Raw genomic sequence first — 17,904 nt, 5'->3', positions numbered from 1 at the left:
CCGCATTTGCGACCGTCCGGGAATACCGGTACCGTCCGCACCCGTCAGGCACTGCAGCAGGGGTGAAGCCGAATGACTTACATCACGCCGAACCATCCGGTCATCTGGGACATGGTGGATCAGAAAAGACAGTCCTTCATCGACCTCAGCGACCGCGTGTGGACGACGCCGGAAACCTGCTACATGGAGACGGAGTCGGCTGCCGCTCATCGCGACATGCTCGAGAAGCAGGGCTTCCAGATCACTGAGAATGTGGCCGGCATTCCGACGGCGTTGATTGGCGAAGCCGGCGAAGGCGGTCCGGTCATTGCTTTCCTCGGCGAATATGATGTACTGGCGGGCCTCAGCCAGAAGGCCGGCCTCACCTCCCACGATCCGGTCGAAACTGGCGGCAACGGCCATGGCTGCGGCCACAACCTGCTCGGATCAGCCTCCCTCCTGGCGGCCACGGCGCTGAAGGACTGGCTGCAACAGACGGGGACCCCGGGCCGCGTTCGCTACTACGGTTGCCCGGCCGAGGAAGGTGGAGCCGCCAAGGCCTTCATGGTCAGATCGGGCGCCTTCGAGGACGTGGACATCGCCATCAGCTGGCATCCCAGCAATTTCGCGGGCGTACAGCGGGAGACATCCCTGGCCAACTGCAGGATCGATTTCGACTTTTTCGGCCGCGCGGCACATGCCGCCGCCGTGCCGGAGCTCGGTCGCAGCGCGCTGGACGCGGTGGAACTCATGAATGTCGGCGTCAACTACATGCGCGAGCACATGCCGTCCGACTATCGCATCCATTACGCTATCCTCGATGCTGGCGGCATCTCGCCCAACGTCGTCCAGGCTTATGCAAAGGTTCGCTATGTAGTTCGAGCAACGGAGCTCGGCGGGCTCCTGACCCTGATCGAGCGGGTCAAGAAGGTTGCACAAGGAGCTGCGCTGATGACGGAAACGCGGATGGAAAGCACCATCCTCGCCGGAGTCTCCAACATCATCGTCAACACGCCATTGATGGACGCGATGCAGGGCATTTGGGAAAGCCTCGGACCGCCCCCATTCGATAGCAACGACATTGCGTTTGCCGAGAAAATCCGGGCGACATTGACGCCTGAGGACATTGCCGCGAGCTGGAGCCAGGAGCGGCTCGACCCGCGCGGTATCCCGCTCGCCGACTTCATCCTGCCCCCGCACAACGAGATCCGGCAGATGGGGGGATCCACGGATGTGGGCGACGTCAGCTGGGTCGTCCCGACCGTCCAGGCCTACGGTCCAACGCTGGCGGTCGGGACCCAGCTTCATACCTGGCAGGTCGTCGCCCAAGGTCAGAGCGCCTTGGCGCACAAGGGCATGGTTGCGACCGCCAAGGTCATGGCGGCGACCGGCCTTGCCGCGCTTGAGAACGCCGATCTGCGCCAGGCCGCCTGGGCCGACCTTCGCCGCCGTCGCAAGGGCCAGGCTTATGTCAGCCCGATACCGGACGGAGCGGCGCCGCCCGTTGCCGCCATGGCTGCCAGGCAGAACTGAGACATCGTGTACCGTTTTTCGCTGCTGACGCGAGTCCGGCTAAGGGATATGAGTGCGGTGTGATTTCGCCAAGGAGACGATCGTGACCGTTCAGCCCAATTCCGTGGAAGCCCGCGACCAGGCCTACCAGCTGCATTCCTATACCAATGCACGGGCGCTGGAGCGTGATGGCGCGCTCGTCATCGACAGGGGCGAAGGCGTCTATGTCTACGACAACAACGGCAAGCGCTACATCGAGGCGATGTCCGGGCTCTGGAGCGTCGCCGTCGGCTTCGGGGAGCAGCGGCTGGTTGACGCCGCGGTGCGGCAGATGTCGATCCTGCCCTATTATCACACCTTCACGGGTCGCACCCATGGACCATCCGTCGACCTTGCGGAAAAGCTGATCCAGATGGCGCCGGTGCCGATGTCGAAGGTGTACTTCACCAATTCCGGCTCGGAAGCCAACGACACAGCCATGAAGATCGTCTGGTACCGGTCGAATGCTCTTGGCAAACCGGAGAAGAAGAAGATTATTTCCCGGGTCAAGGGCTATCACGGGGTTACCATCGCCAGCGCCAGCCTGACCGGCCTTCCCAACAATCACCGGTCCTTCGACCTGCCGCTGTCGAATGTCCTGCACACGACCTGTCCGCATTATCGCGTCTTCGCGCAGGAAGGAGAGACTGAAGAGGACTTCGTCGCGCGATGCGCTAGAGATCTGGAGGACCTGATCCTCAAGGAGGGCCCTGAGACCGTGGCCGCTTTCATTGGTGAACCGGTCATGGGCGCGGGCGGCGTCATCGTGCCGCCTGCAGGATATTGGACTGCTATACAGGCGGTCCTCCGCAAGTACGACATCCTGCTAATCGCCGACGAGGTGATCTGCGGCTTCGGACGGACCGGCGAAATGTTCGGTACCACGACCTTCGGGCTGCAGCCCGACATCATCACCGTATCAAAACAGCTGTCGTCGTCCTACCAACCTATCTCTGCCTTGCTCATCAACGAGCGGGTTTATGCGCCGCTGGCTGACGAGTCGGCGAAGATCGGAACATTCGGGCATGGCTTCACCGCGAGCGGCCATCCGGTCGCAGCCGCCGTCGCGCTGGAAAACCTCGCAATCATCGAGGAGCGCGACCTGGTCGGCAATGTGCGAGAACTCAGCCCGCTCTTCATGAAGCGCCTGAAGGCACTGGAAGCCCATCCGCTTGCGGTGGAGGCGCGGGGCGTCGGGCTGATCGGTGCATTGGAACTCCATCCAAGGGACGGTTTTGCGGCCGGGCAGTTGGGCCCGAAGTTCGCGGCCCTCATGCTGGACAGGGGCGTGATCGGCCGGGCGATCGGGGACAGTATCGCGCTCTGCCCGCCATTGATCGTCGACGAGCAGCAGATCAACACCATCTTCGATACCTTTGAAGCCTCCCTGGATGCATTCGCGAAGGAGATCGGCGCTGATTGAGAAAAGCCATAACCGGCATCGCGCGGTCGCTGATTGCGGGGGGCGAAGAGCTGCCTATATCTTCGCATCATGCTGACCGCCATTGAGCCGTACTGGCCCCACGTCCTCTTCCTGCTCTCGCTTGTGCTGGGGGCGGCGGCTGCCATACACGCGGCGATGACCAAGGAAGAGGTACGGTCGGCAATCGGCTGGGTCGGCATCATCATCCTTTCGCCGATCGTCGGAGCGGTCCTCTACTTTATTGCCGGAATCAACCGCATCCGCCGCAGCGCGATCAGCGACCGGCGGTTGCTCCTGGGCCACGCCCGTGACCATTTCGAGGCCTATGACGCGACAAGCGAGATGATCGCCGACCAGTTCAGCGAGCGCTTCGCGGCAATGAAGATCCTGGGCGACCGGGTGACCGAACACGACATAACCACCGGCAATTCCATTGAGACGCATGTTACAGGCGATGATGCCTACCGCGCGATGCTTAAGGCAATCGGCGAGGCGCAGCGGTCGATCCTTCTCGAAACCTACATCTTCGATCGCGATCGGGTGGGGCGCCGTTTCGTCGAGGCCCTCACGGCCGCCGCCCGGCGGGGAGTAGCGGTGCGGGTGTTGATCGATGCGGTGGGTGCCCGCTATTCCGTGCCGAGCGTGCTAGGGATGCTGCGCGATGGTGGCGTGACGGTCGATGTCTTCAACGGCAATGTCATCATGGGCCTACGCTTGCCCTATGCGAATCTGCGAACCCACCGGAAGATACTGGTCGTCGACGGCTGCGTGGCATTCACCGGGGGCGTCAACATTCGCGAAGCGTTCTCCGGCGAACTTTTCGGGGCAGATTGCGCGGTTGATACGCATTTCAGGATCACGGGGCCGGTCGTTGCGGATATCTTTGCCATTGCCGCCTCCGACTGGCGGTTCACTTCTGGCGAGGATCTTCACGGCGAGCCATGGCAGATCATCTCGCCGACGAGCGAGCCGGGCGAGCCCGTGGCGATCCGTGCGGTCGCCTCTGGTCCCGATCGCAGTGTCGAAACCAACCACAAGATGCTGATGGGCGCGTTCTCCGTTGCAGGCCGGTCGATCCGCATCGCATCCCCCTATTTCTTGCCGGACCGGGAATTGATCACCGCCCTGGTCACGGCTGCGAGGCGCGGGGTGGAGGTCGACGTGGTGGTGCCGCAGGCAAACAATCTGACGCTCGTCGACCGCGCGATGACTGGCCAATTCGATCAGTTGCTGAAGAACTATTGCCGGATCTGGCGAGCGCCGGGAGCGTTCAATCATTCCAAGCTGATGGCGATCGACGGGTGCTGGGCTTTCGTCGGTTCTTCGAACCTCGACCCACGCTCGCTGCGCCTCAACTTCGAGGTCGACCTTGAGGTAATGGACAGTTCTTTCGCGCAGGAACTGGAACGAAGGATCGATCTCGCCATTTCCACTGCAACTCAGGTTACACTGGACGGGTTGCGAAACCGGCCATTCCCGGCGCGGCTGCTCGACAGGATGCTCTGGCTCGGGTCACCCTATTTGTAACTGAGCGGATCAATGATTGCGCTTGCTGGAGAACCATGAGGACGCAACGAGAACGACTTTCGGCCAATATTCTCGCCTCTATCCGGGAGCACCGGCGACGGGGGAAGGCTGCAGGCGGCGCGTCCGGCGAGGATGCAGGCGAGGGGCTGCTGATCGCGTCCTACAATGTCCATAAGTGCGTCGGTGTCGACGGAAAGTTCGATCCCTACCGAACCAAGGAAGTGATCCGCGAGGTCGCTGCGGATGTGCTTGCGCTGCAGGAAGCCGATACACGGTTTGGAGAGCGTCGCGGTCTCCTCGATCTCGAGTGGCTCGAACGCGAAACGGGCCTGTTGCCGGTGCCGCTTGGTGGTCGCTCCAAAGCGCATGGCTGGCATGGCAATGTGATCCTGTTCCGCGAGGGACTGATCCGTGACGTCCACCAGGTGAAGCTGCCGGGCCTCGAGCCTCGTGGCGCGCTGATGACCGAACTGGATCTGAAGGACGGGAGCAGCCTGCGCGTCATTGCCGCGCATCTTGGTCTTCTTCACCGGTCCCGCCACCAGCAGACTCGCATGATCATCGATCTCCTCCGGTCCCGTGACGACCAGCCGACTGTTCTGATGGGCGATCTGAACGAGTGGCGCCTCGGCGACCGCTCTTCGCTCAACACGCTGACGTCCATCTTCGGTCTGCCCCCGGCAGTGCCCAGCTTCCCGTCCCGCCTTCCCGTGCTGGCGCTCGACCGGATCATGGCCAACCGCCCCGAGATACTAGGTCCCGTTGCCGCTCATGATACGCCGCTTGCCCGTCTGGCGTCGGATCATCTGCCGATAAAGGCCCGCGTCCTGCTGCCGAACGTGGAAGGGGTTGCGGATGAGCGTCCGGAAAACATTAGTCATACTATTGAACGCGACAGCTCGACGTCGTAAGTCAGGCCCCGACCGAAGACACAAGGAGCGTGCATCATGACCATCTACCAGAACCTCATTGCCGGCGAATGGGTGGGCAGCGACGCCTCCAAGAACATTAGTCCCTCCGACACCAACGATGTCGTCGGTTCTTATGCACAGGGTTCGGCCGAAGATGCCCGTCAGGCGATCGCCGCTGCCAAGGCAGCCTTCCCCAAGTGGTCACAGTCCGGAATCCTCGAGCGCCACGCGATCCTGAAGAAGACCGCGGACGAAATCCTGGCGCGCAAGGAGGAGCTCGGCAAGCTCCTGGCGCGGGAAGAAGGCAAGACGCTGCCGGAGGCGATCGGGGAAACCATCCGTGCCGCTCAGATCTTCGATTTCTTCGCCGGCGAAGCGCTGCGGCTGACGGGCGAGGTTGTGCCATCCGCACGTCCGGGCATCGGCGTGGAAATTACCCGCGAGCCGCTCGGCGTCATCGGCATCATCACCCCGTGGAACTTCCCGATCGCCATTCCGGCCTGGAAGATCGCGCCGGCACTCTGCTACGGCAATACTGTCGTGTTCAAGCCTGCCGACCTGGTGCCGGGCTGCGCCTGGGCGATCGTCGACATTCTGCATCGTGCGGGCCTGCCGAAGGGTGTGCTGAACCTAGTGATGGGCCGCGGCTCCGTCGTCGGCCAGGCCATGCTGGACAGCCCGGATCTTGCCGGCATCACATTCACCGGCTCCACCGGGACGGGCAAGCGCGTGGCGCTCGCGTCCATCGAGCATAACCGTAAGTTCCAGCTGGAAATGGGCGGCAAGAACCCGATGGTGGTTCTGGACGATGCCGATCTCAAGGTCGCCGTGGAAGCGGCAGCCAATTCCGGCTTCTTCTCTACCGGTCAGCGCTGCACCGCTTCGTCGCGCATCATCGTGACCGAAGGCATCCATGACAGGTTCGTGGCGGCGCTGACGGATAAGCTGAAGGCGCTCAACGTCGACAATGCTCTCAAGCAGGGAACGCATATCGGCCCGGTCGTGGACGAGAAGCAGCTCCAGCAGGACATGGACTATATCGAGATCGGCAAGAAGGAAGGCGCCAAGCTAGAGTTCGGCGGCGAGCGCATCGAGCGCGAAACCCCTGGCTTCTACCTGCAGCCGACGCTTTTCACGGAAGCGACGAACCAGATGCGAATTTCGCGTGAGGAGATCTTCGGTCCGGTCGCGAGCGTCATCCGGGTGAAGGATTACGACGAAGCTCTCGCTGTTGCCAACGATACGCCCTTCGGCCTGTCGGCGGGCATCGCCACCACCAGCCTCAAGTATGCGACGCATTTCAAGCGCAACTCCGAGGCCGGCATGGTCATGGTCAACCTTCCGACAGCAGGCGTCGATTTCCATGTGCCGTTCGGCGGTCGCAAGGCGTCTTCCTTCGGTCCGCGCGAGCAGGGGAAATACGCAGCCGAGTTCTTCACTGTGGTGAAAACTGCCTATACGTTGCCCTGATCAAGGGCGCCGGCTATCGGCGCCTCAACAGGGTCCAACATGACAAGTATCCAGATGATCGAGGCCGCACGCGACCGTCTTGCCGGTCGGGTGCGGCGCACGCCGCTCCTTTCCTCGCCCTTCCTCGATGAGATTGCCGGGCGACGGATCTTTGTGAAGCCCGAATGCCTGCAGCACACCGGATCCTTCAAGTTCCGGGGCGCATGGTCCGCCATCTCGGCCTTGTCGCCCGAGGTTCGAGAAAAGGGTGTGATCGCATTCTCGTCCGGTAATCACGCGCAGGGCGTGGCTCTTGCGGCGAAACTTCACAATATCCCCAGCGTCATTGTCATGCCGTCGGACGCCCCGCGCATCAAGATCGCCAATACCAAGGCCTTCGGTGCCGAGGTCGTGCTCTATGATCGGGCAACGGAGGATCGGGATGCCATCGGCGCCAGGCTTTCCAGTGAACGCAACCTGACGCTGATCCGCCCCTTTGACGAGCCGCTGGTCATCGCGGGACAGGGAACAACTGGCCTGGAGATCGCGGAGCAGGCAAGGGAAGAGGGCATCGAGACGGCAGATGTGCTCGTTCCAACCGGCGGCGGTGGCTTGGCGTCCGGCGTCGCGCTTGCGCTTGAAGCGAAGGCGCCCGCTCTTCGGGTCCAGACGTGTGAGCCCCTCGGCTTCGACGATTTTGCGCGCTCGCTGGACGCGGGGACCATCCAGCGGAATGCCAGCCAGACCGGCTCCATCTGCGACGCGATCGTCACCCCCCAGCCGGGCAACCTCACGTTTCCGATCCTGTCGCGGCTTGCCGGACCGGGCATCGCCGTCAGCGATGACGAGGCGCTTCAGGCGGTCGTGCTTGCGTTCAGCCGTCTGAAGATCGCGGTCGAGCCCGGCGGTGCCGTGGCGCTCGCCGCCGCTCTGTTTCATGGCGAAACGCTTGGCGATACGGTCATCGTCATCGCCTCAGGAGGCAACATCGACAACGATGTCTTCGACGCGGCCCTCAAGCGGTTCGGTTGAACGCCCCTGTCTGCTTAGGCTCCGTTGCTCGCTGGCAGCCAGCTCTCCGCGAGCTCGACCCACAGGGCCGCGCCAATCGGCAGGACGTCGTCATTGAAATCGTACCGCGGATGATGAAGCGGCGGGTCCTTCTCCGTCCGCCTCGTGCCCAGGAAGAAGTAGCTGCCGGGCCTTTCGGCCAGCATGTAGGCAAAATCCTCGCTTCCCATCATCGGGCGCGGGACATCGTGCACCTTCGCCGGGCCGACCACGCGCCTGGCCACCTGCCGGGCGAACTCCGTCTCCGCAGCGTGGTTGACGGTCGGCTCGTAGCCGCGCTCGTATTCGATGCTGACCGACATGCCGTAGCTCGCCGCCTGTCCCTCCGCCACCGCACGAATGCGCGCCTCGAGCAGGTCACGGACCTTGGGATCGAAGGACCGGATGGTCAGCAGCATTTCGGCCCGTTCCGGAATGACATTGCTCGCCTGTCCGGCATGAAAGGCGCCGACCGTGACGACGACGGGATCGAGCGGATGCAGGTTGCGTGATACGACGGTCTGCAGCGCCATGATGATGCTTGCGCCGGCAATGATCGGGTCGGCCGTTTCCTGGGGCTCGGCACCGTGGCCACCCCGGCCGTTGACAACGATGCGGCACTCGTCGACCGCCGCCATGATCGGCCCTTCCCGCAGATGGACTTCTCCGAATGGAAGGGCCGGATCGTTGTGGAGCGCAAAGACGGCATCGCACGGAAAGCGCGCGAACAGCCCGTCCTCGATCATCAGCCGGGCGCCGCCAAAATTCTCTTCTGCCGGCTGGAAGATCAGGTGGATCGTTCCATCGAAATTGCGTCTTTCGGCGAGAAGCCGGGCAGCGCCCAGCAGCATGGTCATATGGCCGTCATGCCCGCACGCGTGCATCAGGCCATCGGTCTTGCTGGCATGTGCTGCCCCCGTCTCCTCCAGGATCGGCAGGGCATCGATATCGGCGCGAATGCCGAGCGAACGGTTGCTCGTGCCGTTCCGGAGCGTTGCCACCAGTCCCGTCTTCGCGAGCCCCCGCGTCACCTCATATCCGAGGGTGGATAACATGCCGGTAAGGTATTCTGACGTTCCGTATTCCGATAGGCCGAGTTCCGGATGCTGGTGGAGATGATGCCGGATTGCCACCAACTCCGGCATGTCGTTCGGGATATGAATCGTCATGTTTCTACTTGCCTTCGTGGTAAAGTTGAGAGTCTGTCGGAGCCGCGGGGGCACCCATAGCATGGCGCATACGCAAGGAAAGCCCAGACACGCGCGGTGGCCGTCATTCAGCTTGCGTTCAGCCTGCGCGGGTTAAGCGCGAACTGCACGATTCCCTCCTCAGGCAGACGCTGTTTGCAAAATCCAGACTCCCCTCTATTTTCCCCGGTCTCGGAGACTTTCTGGTCACCAGGGTGCCTTGATCGGCACGACGATGAACGGCTTGTCCTGCAGGCATGTGCCCCACGGCTCCAGATCGAAGCGTAGACAGAAGAACCATGTCTTTTCACAGCACTCCGTCAGCCTCCCCCCGCGATACCGACGTCAAGCATGTCGATCATAACGACACGATCCGTGCGGCGTACATGAAGAACGAGGAATTGCGGGATCTGGGGCAGGTATTCGGCCGTGACGGGCTGCAGCGCCTTCCGGAGTTCGCACCCTTCGAATTCTACGGTCGCCATCGCTCCAATGAGAAGGACATTCTTCGCATCTACCGGACGATCGCCGCCGACGTCGATGCGGGAGCGGCTATCACGCCGGCGGCCGAATGGCTGATCGACAATCACTATATCGTGGAAGAGGCGATCCAGGAGGTTCGTCGCGACTTCCCACGGAGGTTCTATCGCCAGCTTCCCCGGGTAACCGTCGGCGGTCACAGCATGCCGCGGGTCATGGCGCTCGCTTGGCTCTATGTGGCGCATACCCACAGCACAGTCTCGAAGGAGTCGCTGGCTTCGCTCGTCGAAGGCTTCCAGGAAACGGAGCCGCTCGAAATCGGTGAACTCTGGGCGCTGCCTTCCATTCTTCGCTTCGTGCTCATCGAAAACCTCCGGCGGATCGCGGTGCGTGTGGACAAGTCCCGGCGCATGCGGATCAGGGCGAACGAACTGGCAGACCGCATCATCCGGCTGAACGACGAAGGTGCCAGCGCCGGTGTCCTGAAGGACATGGAGCCCTTCGCTGCGGACCATACCTTTGCGACGCAGTTCTTCTACCGGCTTCGCAACGCCTCGCAGACATCCAGTTTTGCGGTGTCGTGGCTCGACGAGCGGCTCCAGCAGGCCGGCACGGATGCCGAAGAGGTCATGATGGCGGAGCACAACCGCCTTGCCTCCGGCAACGTCACGATGGGCAACATCATCAAGAGCCTGCGCGAGATCGATGACACCGAGTGGAGCGTCTGGTTCGAGGACGTCTCGCATGTGGATCGGATCTTCCGCGAGAGGTCCGATTACGAGGCTCTCGATTTCGGCTCGCGCAACAGTTACCGCAACCGGGTGGAGCAGTTGGCGCGCCGGTCCCCCAGGACCGAGATCGAGGTGGCACGGGCGGCCGTCGAGCTTGCAGCCGAGGCCGAGCGCAGCGGTGCAGATGCAGGTGAGCGCAATATCGGCGCCTTCCTCGTCGGACGCCGCCGCAGGCGGCTAGAGGCGGAAGTGGGTTACAACCCTCCGCTCCTGCAGCGCACCATCCGCCAGGTTCGGCGGCTACATTGGCTGGCTGTTGCCATTCCGGTTGTCGCGCTGACGCTTCTGGCGATGATCGTCGTCGGCTGGTTCCTCGCCGAAGCCGGTATGCCGGGGCCGCTGCTTGCGCTCTTCCTCGTGATGTTTGCGCTGCCGGCATCGGAAGGAGCGACGGGCCTCTTCAACACGCTGGTCACCTATTTCGTGAGACCGGCGCGCCTCGTCGGGTATGAATTCAAGGACGGTATTCCCGAGGACGCCCGCACACTGCTCGCCGTACCGTGCATGCTCACGAACCGGGACACGGTGGATGAACTGGTCCGGAACCTTGAGGTCCATTATCTCGCGAACCCGCGCGGCGAAATCTATTTCGCGCTGGTGAGCGACTGGAAGGACGGCCAGGTCGAGGAATCGCCAGAAGATCTCGAAATTCTCGAATACGCAAAGCGGGAAGTCGCCAACCTCGCGCGCAGATATGCCTTCGACGGTCGGACGCGCTTCTACCTTCTCCACCGGCGCCGGCTGTTCAACCCAAGCGAAGGTGTATGGATGGGTTGGGAGCGGAAGCGCGGCAAGCTTCATGAACTCAACCTCCTCCTGCGAGGAGACAAGGACACGAGCTTCCTGCCGGGCGCAAATGTGATTCCGGATGGCGTCCAATACGTGATGACCCTGGATTCCGACACCCGGCTCATGCGCGATGCGGTGACCAAACTGGCAGGCAAGCTGCACCATCCGATCAACCAGCCGGTTCACGATCCGGATTCTGGTCGGGTAATCGAAGGTTATGGAATCCTTCAGCCGCGGGTTACGCCGTCGCTGACGACGGGCAAGGACGCATCCGTCTTCCAGAGGGTGTTCTCCGTTGGCCGCGGCCTGGACCCTTACGTCTTCACCGTGTCGGACGTCTACCAGGACCTCACCGGAGAGGGTACTTTCACAGGCAAGGGTCTTTATCATATCGATGCGTTCGAGCAGGCGATCAAAGGTCGGATCGACGAGAACTCGGTTCTCAGTCACGATCTTCTTGAAGGATCGTTCGCCCGCTGCGCGCTCGTCACCGATGTGGAACTGGTCGAGGATTTTCCGACACGCTATGAGGTCGAGGTGTCCCGCCAGCATCGCTGGGCGCGGGGCGACTGGCAGCTGCTGCCCTATATCCTCGATCCCAGCCGCGGGATCACCGCGCTCGGCCGGTGGAAGATGGTCGACAACCTGCGCCGGTCGCTGACTCCGATCGCCTGGTTTTTCGCTTCCGTCCTTGGCTGGTACTTCTTCGAACCCCTTGGCGCTCTTGTCTGGCAGATATTCCTGATTTTCCTGCTCTTCGTTGCGCCCACGCTGTCGCTCGTCACCGGCCTTCTGCCCAGAAGCCGGGACATCGTGCCGCGGGCCCACTTCTACTCCGTCTGGTCGGAGATCCGTTCTGCCAATGCACAGGTGGCGCTCCGCGTCGTGTTCATCGCCGATACGGCCTGCCTGATGACCGACGCGATCGGCCGGTCGCTCTATCGCCTGTTCGTCAGCCGCAAGCTCATGCTGGAATGGAAGACTGCCGCAAGCATCCAGTCCAGCGCCCAGGGCAGCCCTTTAGACTATTACAAGCAGATGTGGCATGCGCCGACGATTGCTGTCTTTAGCATCATCTTCGCGGCGATCCCGGGCGACAACGCGTTTCTCGTCGGCCTGCCCTTCGCGATGCTGTGGATACTGTCTCCGCTAGTGGCCTGGTATGTCAGCCAGTCCGCCGAGACGGAAGATCGGCTGTTCGTTCCCGACGAGGTCGCCACCGAACTTCGGCAGATTTCCCGGCGCACCTGGCGTTACTTCGATACCTTCGTGACGGCAGAAGAGAACCACCTGCCGCCGGACAACTTCCAGGAGCGGCCGGAGCCGGTCGTTGCGCGCCGGACCTCACCCACCAATATCGGCGTCTATCTTCTTTCCGTCGTATCCGCCCGCCAGTTCGGATGGATCAGCTTCGCGGAGACCATCGAGCGGCTTGAGCGAACGATCGAGACCGTCGGGAAGATGGAGAAATACCGCGGTCACCTGGTGAACTGGTATCATACGGACAGCCTTGCACCACTCGGACCGAGGTACATTTCCTCAGTCGATAGCGGCAATCTTGCCGGCCACCTGATCGCGATCTCCTCGGCCTGCAAGGCTTGGGGGGAAGCACCCTCTGCGCACCTGCAGTCAAGCCTCGACGGCGTCGGCGACGTGGCGGGAATCCTGTCGCTGGCGCTCAAGGCGCTACCCGACGACCGAAAGACCGTTCGGCCGTTGCGGCGCAGGATCGAGGAGCGGGTGAATGGCTTCGGCAATGCCCTCGCAGCCGTCAAGCGGGAGCACGAATTTGCATCGATCCGGATCATCAATCTCGCCGTGCTGGCGCGCGACATCCAAAAGCTTGCGACAAACCTTCACCACGAAACGCAGTCCCCGCTGAGCGAGGAACTGCTCTATTGGTCGAACGAATTGGTTGAGGTCTGCGAGGCGCATATTTCCGACAGCGTCTTTGACCACGCCAATATCGAGCCTCTGCGTAGGCGGCTCGTCGCCCTCGCTGACAGGGCGCGAGACATCGCCTTCAGCATGGATTTCACCTTCCTGTTTCGGAAGGACCGCCGACTGCTCTCCATCGGTTACCGGCTCGACGGCAACGAACTGGATGAGGCCTGCTACGACCTGCTTGCATCCGAATGCCGTCTCACAAGTCTCTTCGCGATTGCCAAGGGTGACTTGCCCAATGAGCATTGGTATCGGCTTGGGCGTCAGGTGGTGCCGATCGGTGCCCAGGGCGCGCTCGTCTCCTGGTCCGGGTCCATGTTCGAATACCTCATGCCGCCTCTCGTCATGCAGGAACGGCAAGGAGGTATCCTCAACCAGACCAACAACCTCGTCGTGAGGGAACAGATCGCTCACGGACGGCGGCTTGGCACGCCATGGGGCATATCGGAAGCAGCATTCAACGCCCGCGACCACCTGCTGAACTATCAGTACACCAACTTCGGGGTTCCGACGCTCGGCCTCAAGCGCGGGCTGGGGCAGAACGCGGTCATCGCACCCTATGCCTCGATCTTGGCCAGCCAGTACGATCCGCTGGCCGCCATCGACAACCTCCAGAATCTCCAGAAGCTCGGAGCGCTTGGGCGCTACGGTTTCCACGATGCCGTAGACTTCACGCCTACTCGCGTGCCCGCCGGTTCCCGCTGCGCTGTCGTCTACAACTACTATGCACACCACCATGGCATGTCGATCGCTGCGGTCGCGAACGTTGTCTTCAACGGCTATCTCCGCGAGCTCTTCCATGCCGATCCCGTCATCGAGGCCGCGGAGCTCCTGCTGCAGGAAAAGGCCCCGCGCGACGTTCCGGTGATGAGCGCGAAGTACGAGGAGACACCCGGCAGAGGTCGGTCAGAACTGCTGCGGCCGGAGATCCGTACGATCGAGAACCCGGCGTTCCGGGATCGCGAGATCGCTCTCCTCTCCAACGGCCACTACTCGGTAATGCTGACAGCGACCGGTTCCGGCGCTTCCCGTTGGAACGGACAGGTTGTCTCGCGATGGAAGCCGGATCCTACCGAGGACCGCTGGGGCCAGTTCATCTTCCTCCGCGATACGGCGACAGGCGAGTGGTGGTCGACGACCGCCGAGCCCCGGCGCGCTGAAGGTGAAACTGCGCGGACCATGTTCGGTGACGACAAGGTGGAGTTCCACAAGACCGTCGGCGACCTGACAAGCGTGGTGGAGTGCATTGTTGCCAGCGAACACGACGCCGAAGGGCGCCGGGTGACATTGCTGAACATGGGTGATGACGATCGCTTCATCGAGATCACGTCCTATCTCGAACCGGTTCTGGCGATGGAACAGGACGACAACGCCCATCCCGTGTTCTCGCGAATGTTCGTACGCACCGAAATCGGCAAGCGCGGCGATGTTATCCGTGCCTGGCGAAACAAGCGCACCCCGAACGATCCGGACATGATGGTTGCCCATCTGGCGGCCGACAATGCCGGCTCGGCCCGGCCGACCGAATTCGAAACGGACCGACGCAAGTTCCTCGGGCGTGGCCGCAGCCTGGCAGAGGCCGCAGCCTTCGACAGGGACGCCGCCCTCTCGGGGACCGACGGCTTCACTCTCGATCCGATCATGTCGCTTCGGCGTGTCGTCCGAGTCCCCGCCGGCAAGAAGATCACCATGATCTTCTGGACAATTGCCGCACCGAAGCGCGACGAACTTGATCAGGCGATAGAGCGTTATCGCCATCCGGATGCCTTCGCTCACGAGCTGGTTCAGGCGTGGACGAGAACCCAGGTCCAGATGCGCCATCTGGGCGTAAGCTCCCAGCAGGCCGCGGGGTTCCAGCACCTGGCCCGCTACCTGATATACTCGGACATGCATCTCCGCTCGGACCAGGAGACATTGCTCTCTGGTCTGCAGCCGCAATCGGCACTTTGGCCCATGGCCATATCCGGAGACCACCCGATCTTTGTCCTGCGCATCAATGACGACATGGATGTGGGCGTGGCGAAGGAGGCGCTGAGCGCCCAGGAATACCTTCGCTCACGCGGGGTCGTCGCCGACCTTGTCATCATCAACGAGCAGGCTTCCTCCTACGCACAGGAAATGCAGCATGCGCTCGAGAGCATGAGTGAGGGTCTGCGCCGGGCGAGCCAAGCAGAATCGGGGCGTGACCACGTTTTCGTGCTGCGCCGGGATCTCATGGACGAGGGAACCTTCGACGCAATCATATCTGCGGCGCGCATCGTTCTTCATGCCCGCAACGGCAAGCTCATCGACCAGATCAACCGTGCAGTCTCGCTATTCTCGACACCTGCCGATGCGACGACCTACCAGCGGCCGCTGGTCTCCGCTCACGATCCGCTGACCGCATCCGGGTCGGCGCTTAGTGAAGGTCTGGACTTCTGGAATGGCTTCGGCGGGTTCGACAAGGACGGAAGCGAGTACGTAGTTCGCCTCCGCGGCGGCCAGAACACCCCGCAGCCCTGGATCAATGTCGTCGCCAACGAGCGGTTCGGCTTCCATGTCGCAACTGAGGGCGGTGGCTACACCTGGTCACAGAACTCGCGAGACTACCAGCTTACCGCTTGGACGAACGATCCTGTAGTCAACCGGCCGAGCGAGGCATTCTACGTCCTTGACCGCGACAGCCGGGCCGTCATCAGCCCCTTCGCGGCCCTCGCAAGACAGTCTGACACTGTCTTCGAGGCGCGTCACGGGCTCGGCTATTCTAGCTTCTCGACCCGCGAAGAGGGATTGAAGATCACGCTGACGCAGACGGTTGACCAGCGGCGTCCGGTCAAGATCTCGTCGCTCAGCGTCCGGAACGAAGGTTCGACCCCACGGGAACTGCGAGTGTTCGCCTATGCCGAATGGCTGCTTGGAAACAGCTCGGCCAGGACGATGCCTTATGTGGTTACGAGCAATGACCCCGAGACGGGTGCTTTGCTGGCGACGAACCGCTTCAACACCGCCTATCGCCGTCACGCATTCTTAGGTGCGAATACAGAGCTTTCCAGCTTCACGACCAGCCGTCGCGATTTCATCGGCCGCTTTGGATCGATCGCCTATCCGGCTGCGCTGGCATCCCTGGAGGATCTGAACGGCTCGGTTGGGATTGACGGTGATCCATGCGCGGCGGTCGCCTGCGAAGTCACGCTCGCGCCCGGCGAGGAGAAGGAAATAGCCTTCTACCTAGGGGACGCCGAGACAGCGGAGGAAGCGATCGCGTTGCTGCGCGAAATTCGAACCGAAAATCCCGGCCAGATCTTGGATGCGACCAGGCGCCATTGGCGTGATCTCACCGGCAGGTTGTCGGTCGCCACACCCGACAAGGCCTTCGACGCCCTCGTGAACCACTGGCTTCCTTACCAGGCGCTCGCATGCCGCATCACGGCGCGCAGCGCCTTCTATCAGGCCAGTGGGGCATATGGCTTCCGTGACCAATTGCAGGACACGCTGGCTTTCCTCGCCCAGCAGCCGTCGCTCGCGCGGGAGCAGATCCTCGCGGCCGGATCGCGGCAGTTCCCGGAAGGAGACGTGCAGCACTGGTGGCTACCGCAGGGAGGAGCCGGCGTGCGCACCCGGATCGCCGACGATGTGGTTTGGCTCGCTTACGCCGCAAACGAATATATGCGGGTAACGGGGGACGACACCATCCTCGATGAGGAGCTTCCCTTCATCGAGGGTCCGATCCTCGACGAGAGACAGCACGACTCCTTCTTCGAGCCTGGCGCCAGCTCGCAAACGGCCACCCTCTATGAACACGCGGCCCGCGCTCTCGATCTGGCTGTCAGCCGGACCGGAGAACATGGATTGCCGCTGATCCTCGGGGGTGACTGGAACGACGGAATGAACCGCGTTGGCATTGGCGGGAAGGGCTCGAGCGTCTGGCTTGGGTGGTTCCTTCTCGGCACGCTTACCGAGTTTGCCGTCCATGCCGCAAAACGTGGAGACCTGTCTCGTGAAGAGCTCTGGAAGGAGCATGCCGCGCGGCTGAAAGAAGCGCTGGAGACTGCGGGCTGGGATGGGGCCTACTATCGGCGCGGCTATTTCGATGATGGTTCCCCGCTCGGCTCGGCGCAAAACACAGAGTGCCGGATCGATTCCCTTTCTCAGTCATGGAGTGTTCTCTCCGGGGCAGGCGATCCCGAACGCTCTGCTCAGGCGATGGATGCTGTCCTTTCGGAGCTCGTCGATGACAATACGGGGATCATCCGGCTCTTCACGCCTCCGTTCGCAGAAGCGGCCGTAGACCCCGGCTATATCAAGGCATATCCGCCCGGCGTGCGCGAAAACGGAGGGCAATACACCCATGCGGCGGCATGGGTGGTGCTCGCGCTGATCCGGCTCGGGCGAACAGATGAAGCCTGGCGTTGCTTCAACCTCCTTAACCCGATCAATCATACACGGGATGCGGAAGCTGCGGAGCAATATCGGGTGGAACCCTATGTGGTTGCAGCCGATGTCTATGGTGCCGGGGATCTCGCCGGGCGCGGTGGTTGGACCTGGTATACGGGTTCGGCCGGATGGCTGTACCGAGTCGCAGTCGAGGGCTTTCTCGGCATCCGCCGGGAGGCGGAGCGTCTTGTGGTCCGACCGACGATACCAGCCGACTGGCTGGGTTACTCAGCCGAGATCATGGTCGATGGTGTCCGCTACAATGTGGTCGTCGAGAGACGCGAGGAGGGACTCTCGGTTTCGGTCAACGGCATCCAAGTAGACGGCGACCAAGGTATCCTGCTGTCGGAGGTTTCCAGCAGAAGGATGCGGGAACAGGTTATCGCCTAAAGAGACAGGGAAGACATCGG

Annotated in this window: 8 protein-coding genes; 7 read left to right on the top strand and 1 reads right to left on the bottom strand. The window is 62.2% G+C overall.

What is annotated here, in order from left to right:
• The first annotated feature begins 72 nt into the window (after nt 1-72).
• From NT26_RS17265 to NT26_RS17240, 6 genes are all read left to right on the top strand, one after another.
• Nucleotides 73-1,512: a M20 family metallopeptidase gene (locus NT26_RS17265; RefSeq protein WP_052640569.1), complete on the top strand. Its 1,440-nt coding sequence runs from the start codon at nt 73-75 to the stop codon at nt 1,510-1,512.
• 82 nt (nt 1,513-1,594) lie between these two features.
• A complete protein-coding gene (locus NT26_RS17260; RefSeq protein WP_052640567.1) occupies nt 1,595-2,953 on the top strand; it encodes an aspartate aminotransferase family protein in 1,359 nt (452 codons plus the stop codon).
• A gap of 69 nt (nt 2,954-3,022) precedes the next feature.
• Nucleotides 3,023-4,480, top strand: a complete 1,458-nt coding sequence (gene cls, locus NT26_RS17255) for a cardiolipin synthase (RefSeq protein WP_052640565.1) — start codon at nt 3,023-3,025, stop codon at nt 4,478-4,480.
• Between the two features lie 35 nt (nt 4,481-4,515).
• Complete coding sequence (locus tag NT26_RS17250) at nt 4,516-5,391, top strand: endonuclease/exonuclease/phosphatase family protein (protein WP_052640563.1); 876 nt, start codon at nt 4,516-4,518, stop codon at nt 5,389-5,391.
• 36 nt (nt 5,392-5,427) lie between these two features.
• The gene (locus NT26_RS17245) at nt 5,428-6,861 is read left to right on the top strand and encodes an aldehyde dehydrogenase family protein (RefSeq protein ID WP_052640561.1); all 1,434 of its coding nucleotides are present in this window, start codon (nt 5,428-5,430) and stop codon (nt 6,859-6,861) included.
• Nucleotides 6,862-6,900: 39 nt separating this feature from the next.
• Nucleotides 6,901-7,872, top strand: coding sequence for a threonine ammonia-lyase (locus NT26_RS17240; protein ID WP_052640560.1), 972 nt, complete (start codon nt 6,901-6,903; stop codon nt 7,870-7,872).
• Between the two features lie 14 nt (nt 7,873-7,886).
• Here NT26_RS17240 and NT26_RS17235 read toward each other — a convergent pair whose 3' ends face one another.
• Nucleotides 7,887-9,059, bottom strand: a complete 1,173-nt coding sequence (locus NT26_RS17235) for a M20 aminoacylase family protein (protein ID WP_244467635.1) — start codon at nt 9,057-9,059, stop codon at nt 7,887-7,889.
• A gap of 317 nt (nt 9,060-9,376) precedes the next feature.
• Between NT26_RS17235 and NT26_RS17230 the strand changes: the two genes are divergently transcribed.
• Nucleotides 9,377-17,884: a glycoside hydrolase family 94 protein gene (locus tag NT26_RS17230; RefSeq protein ID WP_052640558.1), complete on the top strand. Its 8,508-nt coding sequence runs from the start codon at nt 9,377-9,379 to the stop codon at nt 17,882-17,884.
• Nucleotides 17,885-17,904: the final 20 nt, after the last annotated feature.

Source organism: Pseudorhizobium banfieldiae (genome assembly GCF_000967425.1).
GTDB lineage: Bacteria > Pseudomonadota > Alphaproteobacteria > Rhizobiales > Rhizobiaceae > Neorhizobium > Neorhizobium banfieldiae.
This window is presented reverse-complemented; position numbering and strand designations above follow the sequence as displayed.